Origin of the sequence: Amycolatopsis sp. SID8362, from assembly GCF_010550475.1 — a bacterium.
GTDB lineage: Bacteria > Actinomycetota > Actinomycetes > Mycobacteriales > Pseudonocardiaceae > Amycolatopsis > Amycolatopsis eburnea.
This window is the reverse complement of record NZ_JAAGNB010001732.1, coordinates 1-7,689: the sequence shown is the minus strand read 5'-3', so window position 1 is coordinate 7,689 and position 7,689 is coordinate 1. Positions and strand designations below refer to the sequence as shown.

Here is a 7,689-nt window from a genome sequence, read left to right as displayed (position 1 = left end):
CCACCAGCTCGAACCCGCCCAGCAGCACCAATTCCACGCCGGATCTGTCACCCTCACCCATCGTGGTCCCTCGTCTCCGTCGACGCCGTTCGCCGGTCTCCGAGCATGGCACCGGCGGTGTCTCCGCAGCGTCTTCCCGCTCTCTCACGCCGCGTCCGGACCGCCGCGCCCGCGCGGCCGCCGCTCAGCCGTGCGCGGGCTTGACCGGTCACCCGGACGGGACCCGCCGCGACGGCGCGTCGCCGGACTCCCGGGGAACGGGCGCCGCGGATCGCCAATGGCCCAACGGCAGTCCTCCGCCCCGGTTTAGCCCATCGTGTGACGCCCGACGGCGCGCGGTACGCGACACGAACACCGCCGCGACGGCGGTCCCGGAAGGTCGGTCCCGAGGGCCGCACCGGCCCACCGGAACGAACCGAGGAGCGGGAACCATGACGAACGCGGCGGGCAAGAGCGTCGGCATCCAGATCGACACGGCGGACCTGGAGGAGCTCAAGAACAACGGCTACAACCTGTGCTTCGCGAAGAAGGTGAACGACACCTACAACGTCGTGTGGCAGTCGGCGGGCGAGTACCTGGCCGACAACACCTTCTCCTGGCAGCCGTTGTACGAGCTGTTCGGCAGCAACGAGTTCAAGGGCGACGTGGGCGTGCGCGTCTCGACGAAGAAGGTGCCGATCGGCCTCGGCGACGAGGTGGTGCTCGACAAGAACGGCGTGCTCGGCACGCCCTCGTCGGGCGACACGCCGACCGGGATCACGCTGATCAACGAGTACGCCTCGATCCACCCCGGCCTGTGCGCGGCCGCCACCGACATCGACGGCAACGCGTCGACCAGCCCCATCTACGTCGCCGAGGACGCCATCATCCCCGGCACGGACGTGCTGACCCCGGTGGAGTGCGTGCAGGTCTGGTTCGAGCAGGACATCGCCACCAGCACGATGTTCAGCTCCGCGCGCTCCAACGCGGTCGAGATCGACCTGACCGGCCAGGACTCCGCGGCCCGGCTCTACAGCGGCGGCGCGTGGTCGACGCCGCCTTCGCTGTCCGTCGACGCGAAAGCGATCGTGACCATCATCGCGGCCTTCGCCACGGCGGTGACCGTCCACAGCCTCGTGTCCAAGATCGCCGCCAAGCTGACCGGGGTGTACGCGGGCATCGCGGTCGACGTGACGGCGCTGGGCGGCAACACCGTCAGCATCGTGTACTCGGAGAAGCCCGGCCTGTCCGGCGTCCCGCTGGAGCTGACCCGGCAACTGCTGGCGGGCCCGACCACGGTCGACCAGCTCGCCAAGTTCGTGCTCGAGGCGCTCGCGCAGCTGCAGGCCGGCTACGTCTCGCTGACGACGGTGGCCGCCTGATCCCGCGCCCGGGCGGCCTTTACGGTGAAACCGGACGGGCCGCCCGGGCGTCCGAGGTGGCGACGAAAGAGGTGAGCCCGTGTCCTTCCGGCACAGCGTCCTGGTCCTCGTGGCGCTCTTGAGCACCGCGGCCTGCACGACATCGACCGCGGGGCAGGCCCAGCCCGTCCCGACGGTGACGACGGCCGCGGGGCCGCGAGCGGTCGTCGGGACCATGCGCGTGACGTTGCCGGTGGGCGCGACCTTCACCGAGCACAGCCAGGACGGCCTCCTCGACGGCTGCGTCGCCGAAGGCACCACGGTCTGCGAAGCACGGCTGCTGGATCTGCGCGAAGCGACGTCGGACCCGAACGCGCCGATCAACCTCCCGAGCGCGAAGCGGCCCTTCGGCTGGTACACCGGCACGGACGTGCCGACGTGCATCACGGCCGCGTCGCCGCCCGGCCAGGCCGCGGTCGCCACCGGCAGCACCCTGCTCGACTCCGGGTTCGCCCCGATCGGCACCAAGAAGGCCGAGTACGGCCGCTGGCAGGTCACCTGCGAGGACGCGACGCAGAACAACCAGGTCCGGATGTGGTGGCTGCCGACGAGCAAGATCCTCGTCGTGCAGTACGGGTCGTTCCCGGGCTGGGACGCGAAGATGGACGCCCTGCTCGCCGGGGCGACCTTCGCCTGAACGACTGTGTGCGTTCCGTGTGGCCGCACGCACCAAGATCACTCCCCTCTCCGACTGGGGGAGATTTTCTTGCTGTGCGAAGGGTTCATCGATGCGTCACATCCTCATCTCCGGCCTCGCGGCCGGACTGCTCCTGATTTCCACCGGCTGCTCGGCCACCTCGGCCCCGCCGGCCGCTTCGGCCGGGGCCTCCGACGTCAAGCCGTCGGAGAAGGCCGCCGACAAGCCGATCGGCAAGACGATCACCGTCGAAGACGACGAGAACAGCGCTGACATCACGCTGAACACGGTCGGCACCCTCGAAGAGGGCACGACGCCGGGCATCAAGGCGAAGAGCGGCAGCTTCGTCGTGTTCGACCTGAAGATCGTCGGCAAGAAGGGCGAGTTCAGCACGAACGGCCTCTACGTCTGGATGAAGACGCCGGACGGCAAGACCGTCAAGGGCACCGACGGCATGGCCCCGGCCACGGCCGCCGACCCGGACCTGCCGCTGAAGGACCTCAAGCCGGGCGAGGAAGCCGCCGGCAAGGTCCTGCTCGACGCCCCGCTGCAGCCGGGCTCGAAGATGATCTGGACCGACGCGCTGGACAAGCCGCTCGCCGAGTGGGATCTCTGATGTCGTGAGTGTTCGGGGCGGTTCTAACCGCCCTGAACACTCACGACCGGCTCCTGATCAGGCCGTCACGTCGAGTGCCGCGCGGATGATCGCGTCGGTGTCGATGCCGTGGTACCGGTAGACGTCCTCCAGCGAGCCCGACTGGCCGAAGCCCGTCACACCCAGCGAGACCGCCGGGACCCGGTTGACCCCGGCGAGGAACGCCAGCGTGTGCGGGTGGCCGTCGAGGACCGTGACCAGCGGCTTCGCCCGCGAGGCCGGGAAGACCTGGTCGAGGATCCACGATTCGCCGCCGCCGCGGCCGGAACGAGCTTGGAGCGCCTCGAACAGCAGGCCCGGGCTCGTCACGCAGACGACGTCGGCCTCGATGCCGACCTGGGCCAGCCGCTCGGCCGCCGCCAGGGTGTCCGGCACCAGCGCGCCCATCGCCGCGAGCGTGACCGAAGGCGACGAAGCCCGCCGCAGCAGGTACGCCCCCGCCACCACCTGACGGCGACGGCGTTCGCGTGCCGCCGGGTCGGTGGGCACGGCGGCGAGCGTCTGGTCGACCGGGCGCGTCGAGAGCCGGAAGTACGACGACGTGCCGCCCGGCTTGCCCAGCCTGCCGAGCGCGGCCAGCAGCGTCCACTCGGTGTCGATCGCGAACGCCGGTTCGTAGCTGACGCAGCCGGGCTGCTCGATGCCGATCGACGGCGTGGTGATCGACTGGTGCGCGCCGCCTTCCGGGGCGAGCGTGACGCCCGACGGCGTGCCGATCAGGATCGACTGCCCGCCCGCGTAGATCCCGAACGACCACGGCTCCAGCGCGCGCTCGACGAACGGGTCGTACATGACGCCGATGGGCAGCAGCGGCTCGCCCCAGCGGCTCCAGGTCGCGCCCAGCTCGCCCAGCAGGCCGACCAGGTTCGTCTCGGCGATGCCCAATTCGACGTGCTGGCCGGTGGGCTTCTCCCGCCAGTGCATGATCGTTTCGGGGTCGTCTTCGAACCAGTCGCGGCGCTCGGTGGCCGACCAGACGCCGACCTTGTTGACCCAGCCGCCGAGGTTGGTCGTCGAGCTGACGTCGGGGCTGACCGTCACCACGCGCTTCGCCGCTTCGGGCGCTTCGCGGGTCAGGTCGAGCAGGACGCGGCCCAGCGCCGCCTGCGTCGTGGCGGTCCCGGACGGCGTGCGCCCGATGTCGGCGGGCAGGTCCAGTGAAGGCAGCGAAGGAATGCCGGGACGGCTAAGCCGCGAAGCGACTTCGGCGCACAACGCACCTTCAGGCGAGTCGGCCGCGAAGCCCTCCCACGGCGAAGCGAGGTCGGTCCCCAGCGAGGCAGCCAGCTCTTCCATCTGCGCGACGGTCAGCAGCGACGAGTGGTTCTGCGGGTGCCCCTGCGTCGGGAGGCCGCGGCCCTTGACGGTGTAGCAGAAGATCACCGTCGGCCGGCTGTCCGAAATGGACGCGAAGGCGTCGTCGAGCGAGCCGAGGTCGTGGCCGCCGAGGTTGCGGATCGCGGCCAGCAGCGTCTCGTCGTCCAGTGAGGCGACCAGCTCCCCCAGCGCGGCGTTGCCGGCGGGCAGCCGGTCGCGCACCTGGGCGGCGTCGCAGCGCAGCAGCCGCTGGTACTCCGGGTTCGGCATCTCGTCGATCCGCGCGCGCAGCTGGGCGCCGCCGGGCCGGGTGAACAGCTCTTCCAGCAGGCGCCCGTACTTCAGGGTCAGCACCTGCCAGCCGGCGGCGTCGAACATGCCCTGCAGCCGCCCCGCCGCGATGTTCGGGACGACGCGGTCGAGCGACTGGCGGTTGAGGTCGACGATCCAGACGATCTCGCCCAGCTCGGCGACGCCCGGGTCGAGGATGGCCTCCCAGATCGCGCCTTCGTCCAGCTCGGCGTCGCCGACCAGCGAGTACTGGCGGCCGGTGCCGGCCGACGAGCCGCGGGCGGTCAGGTAGCGGCGGGCCAGCGCGCCCCAGATCGGGGCGGTCGCGCCGATGCCGACCGAACCGGTCGAGTAGTCGACGGGGTCGGGGTCCTTGGCGCGGCTCGGGTAGCTCTGCAGGCCGCCGAACTCGCGCAGCGTCGGCAGGTAGGCCTCGTCCAGCTCGCCGAGCAGGTAGTTGATCGCGTGGAGCACCGGCGACGCGTGCGGCTTCACCGAGACGCGGTCCTCGGGCCGCAGGTGCCGGAACCACAGCGACGTCATGATCGACACCAGCGACGCGCACGACGCCTGGTGGCCGCCGACCTTCAGGCCGGAGGGGTTCGGCCGGACCCGGTTGGCCTGGTGCACGATCGCCGTGGCGAGCCACAGCACCCGCTGCTCGATGGAGGCGAGCGTGCCCGTCGCCGGAGCCGCCGGGGTGGCCTGAGTCATCGTCGACACCTTTCGTGCAGGAAGCACCCCCAGAACAGCACTGGCGGACGCTTCGCACAACCGATGTCGATCCGGCTGCGCAGAATGCACACCGGAACCGGACGGCTCAGGGCTCCGGGTGCGCAGAATGCACGCGCTCCAGCAGGGGCGTCAGACGGTAGGGGACGAGCTCGCGCATGACGAGCGAGATGTTCGTCCGCTCCACTCCCGGCGAGGCGAGGACGCGCCCGGCGATCCGGTAGAGGTCGTCGGCGTCGACCGCGACGACCTGCACCATCAGGTCGCTCGCGCCGGTCAGCCCGCACACCTCGGTGACCTCGGGGATTTCGGCGAGCGCCTCGGCGATCTCGGCGAGGCGCCGCTGGTCGACCTGCGCGTTGACGAACGCCCGCAGCGGGTAGCCCAGCCGCGCGGGGTCGATGCGGCGCTCGAACGACCGGAGCGCGCCGCGCTGCTCCAGCCGCGCGAGCCGGGCCTGCACCGTGTTGCGGGACAGGCCCAGCCGCTCGGCGAGCGCGACCGCCGTGGACCGGGGGTCCTCCCCCAGCGCCTGGAGCAGCCGCGCGTCGATCTCGTCGATGGTGTCGGACACGACCCCGATCTTCTCAGCCCAGATACTTCTTCAGGTCGTCGAGGACCTTCATCGCCCCGATCGGGCCCAGACCGAGGAACCACACCGAGTCGTCCACCGGAATCGCGTGCTTGGCCTTCACCGCGCCCAGGCCGGCCCACAACCCGCTGCTCGTGACGGCCTTCTCGTCCGCGCTCGGGCCGTTGCCGAGGCTGGAGTAGAAGATCCAGTCGGCGTCGGCCTCGTCGATGCGCTCCTTGGAGATCTGCGCCGCGAGCTCGTTGATGTCCTGGTTGGCCGGGCGCGCGAGGCCGGTGTCCTTGAGGATGACGCCGATGAAGGACAGGTTGCCGTAGAGCCGGATGCCGGTGGAGTGGAACCGCAGCAGCGAGATCTTCGGCGTGCCCTTGACCGCGGCCTTCACCTCGTTGGCGCGCTTCTGGTAGTCGTTCAGCAGCCCGGTCGCCTGCGTCTCCGCGCCCAGCGAAGCGCCGATCAGGAGCAGGTTCTCCTTCCACGGGAACCCGGGCCGGATGCTGAACACCGTCGGCGCGATCTTCGACAGCTGCGGGTAGAGGTCGTTCGCGCGCAGCTTGCTGCCGAGGATCAGGTCCGGGTTCAGCGCCGCGATCGCCTCGAGGTTGAGGTTGCTGACCCCGCCGACGGCCGGGATGCCCTTCGCGCGGTCGGCGAGGTAGGCCGGCACGTCGTTCTGCCCGGCGTTGGTGGCCATGCCGACCGGGGTGAGGCCGAGCGCGAGGACGTCGTCGAGCTCACCGCTGTCGAGCACGACGACCCGCGACGGCTTCTTCTCCAGCTTCGTCTTGCCCAGCGCGTGGGTGACCGTCCGCGGGAAGACGCCGGGGCCGACGTCCGCGCCGAGCTTCGCGGTTTCGGTGTCCGCGGTGGAAAACAGCCGGCCGCCGGTCGCGACGTCCTGGTCGCCGACGCCGGACGTGCTGGGCTTCTCGGGCTGGCCGCAGGCGGTGAGGAGCGTGCCGGCGGCGAGCAGCGCGGCCAGGCGAGTCCACTTAGGACGCATCGGGGGTTCCTTCTTCTCGGGGAGTGGCACGCCGCCTGCCGATCGGGACGACCAGGGGCGTGGCGGAGACCGGGTCGGGGATGACCCGGCAGGGCATGCCGAAGACGTCGGCGACGAGCTCGGCGGTGAGGATGTCGGCGGGCGCGCCCTCGGCGGCGATCCGGCCGTCCTTCATCGCGATCAGGTGGTCGCCGTAGCGGGCGGCCAGGTTCAGGTCGTGCAGGACGATGACGATCGTGCGGCCGTCCTCGGCGTTCAGCTCGGCCAGCAGGTCGAGGACCTCCACCTGGTGGGCGATGTCGAGGAACGTCGTGGGCTCGTCGAGCAGCAGCAACGGCGTCCGCTGCGCCAGCGCCATGGCGATCCAGACGCGCTGGCGCTGCCCGCCGGACAGCTCGTCGACCGGCCGCCCGGCCAGCTCGACGGTGTCGGTCGCGAGCATCGCCTTCGCGACGGCGTCGTCGTCCTCGGCGCTCCAGCGGCGGAACATCCCCTGGTGCGGGTAGCGGCCGCGGCCGACGAGGTCTGCCACGGTGATGCCTTCGGGCGCGGTCGGCGACTGCGGCAGCAGGCCGAGCACGGTGGCGACGTCCTTGCTGCGCCACGTCGTGATGGCCTTGCCGTCGAGGTAGACCGCGCCCGCGGTCGGGGCGAGCAGGCGCGCGAGGCCGCGCAGGAGCGTCGACTTCCCGCAGGCGTTGGTCCCGACGATCATCGTGACCTTGCCTTCGGGGATCCGGACGGAGAGGTCCTTGACCACGCGAAGCGGCCCGTAGCCGAGCTCGAGGTTCTCGGTGTGCAGTGTCACGGCGTTCCTCTCACACTCGCCCGGCGCGGTTGGCGGTGGCCAGCAGCCACAGCAGGTACGGCGCGCCGACCGCGCCGGTGACGACGCCGACCGGCAGCTGTTCGCCGAGCAGGTGCTGGGCCGCGAAGTCGCCCAGCAACACCACGAGCGCGCCGGTCAGCGCGGCGGGGACCAGCCCGGCGCGGGCACCGCCGACGAGCCGGGTCGCGATCGGGTTGGCCACGAACGCGACGAACGAGACGGGCCCGGCGGCC

At 71.2% G+C, this 7,689-nt stretch carries 8 protein-coding genes; 3 read left to right on the top strand and 5 right to left on the bottom strand.

Going from position 1 to position 7,689, the window contains the following annotated elements; translation table 11 throughout:
* Nucleotides 1-431 precede the first annotated feature (431 nt).
* The 3 genes from G3I65_RS56800 to G3I65_RS53090 all read left to right on the top strand — a co-directional run bounded on the left by G3I65_RS56800 (nt 432) and on the right by G3I65_RS53090 (nt 2,653).
* Nucleotides 432-1,361 (top strand): hypothetical protein, encoded by a 930-nt coding sequence (locus tag G3I65_RS56800; RefSeq protein WP_203612748.1) that lies wholly within the window; start codon nt 432-434, stop codon nt 1,359-1,361.
* A 79-nt stretch (nt 1,362-1,440) separates the two neighbouring features.
* Nucleotides 1,441-2,037, top strand: a complete 597-nt coding sequence (locus G3I65_RS53095) for a hypothetical protein (protein ID WP_160703855.1) — start codon at nt 1,441-1,443, stop codon at nt 2,035-2,037.
* Between the two features lie 91 nt (nt 2,038-2,128).
* Entirely contained in the window at nt 2,129-2,653 is a 525-nt protein-coding gene (locus G3I65_RS53090) for a hypothetical protein (RefSeq protein ID WP_160703853.1), read from the top strand.
* Nucleotides 2,654-2,710: 57 nt separating this feature from the next.
* Here the strand turns inward: G3I65_RS53090 and G3I65_RS53085 are convergent, their stop codons facing one another.
* From G3I65_RS53085 to G3I65_RS53065, 5 genes are all read right to left on the bottom strand, one after another.
* Nucleotides 2,711-5,014 carry a pyruvate dehydrogenase gene (locus G3I65_RS53085; RefSeq protein ID WP_160703851.1) on the bottom strand — a complete coding sequence of 768 codons (2,304 nt, stop codon included), beginning with the start codon at nt 5,012-5,014 and terminating at the stop codon, nt 2,711-2,713.
* A gap of 106 nt (nt 5,015-5,120) precedes the next feature.
* A complete protein-coding gene (locus tag G3I65_RS53080) occupies nt 5,121-5,606 on the bottom strand; it encodes an Lrp/AsnC family transcriptional regulator (protein WP_125306591.1) in 486 nt (161 codons plus the stop codon).
* Between the two features lie 13 nt (nt 5,607-5,619).
* Complete coding sequence (locus tag G3I65_RS53075) at nt 5,620-6,627, bottom strand: ABC transporter substrate-binding protein (RefSeq protein ID WP_160703849.1); 1,008 nt, start codon at nt 6,625-6,627, stop codon at nt 5,620-5,622.
* Nucleotides 6,617-7,435: an ABC transporter ATP-binding protein gene (locus G3I65_RS53070; RefSeq protein WP_160703847.1), complete on the bottom strand. Its 819-nt coding sequence runs from the start codon at nt 7,433-7,435 to the stop codon at nt 6,617-6,619. Before G3I65_RS53070 ends, G3I65_RS53075 begins: the two co-directional genes overlap by 11 nt.
* A 10-nt stretch (nt 7,436-7,445) precedes the next feature.
* The coding region (locus tag G3I65_RS53065) for an iron chelate uptake ABC transporter family permease subunit (protein WP_160703845.1) at nt 7,446-7,689 on the bottom strand (244 nt) is incomplete at its 5' end.

Bases quoted from the DNA above. Each gene is read 5' to 3' on its own strand.
- G3I65_RS53090 (WP_160703853.1), top strand. From the start codon at position 2,129: ATGCGTCACATCCTCATCTCCGGCCTCGCGGCCGGACTGCTCCTGATT.
- G3I65_RS56800 (WP_203612748.1), top strand. From the start codon at position 432: ATGACGAACGCGGCGGGCAAGAGCGTCGGCATCCAGATCGACACGGCG.
- G3I65_RS53075 (WP_160703849.1), bottom strand. From the start codon at position 6,627: ATGCGTCCTAAGTGGACTCGCCTGGCCGCGCTGCTCGCCGCCGGCACG.
- G3I65_RS53085 (WP_160703851.1), bottom strand. From the start codon at position 5,014: ATGACTCAGGCCACCCCGGCGGCTCCGGCGACGGGCACGCTCGCCTCC.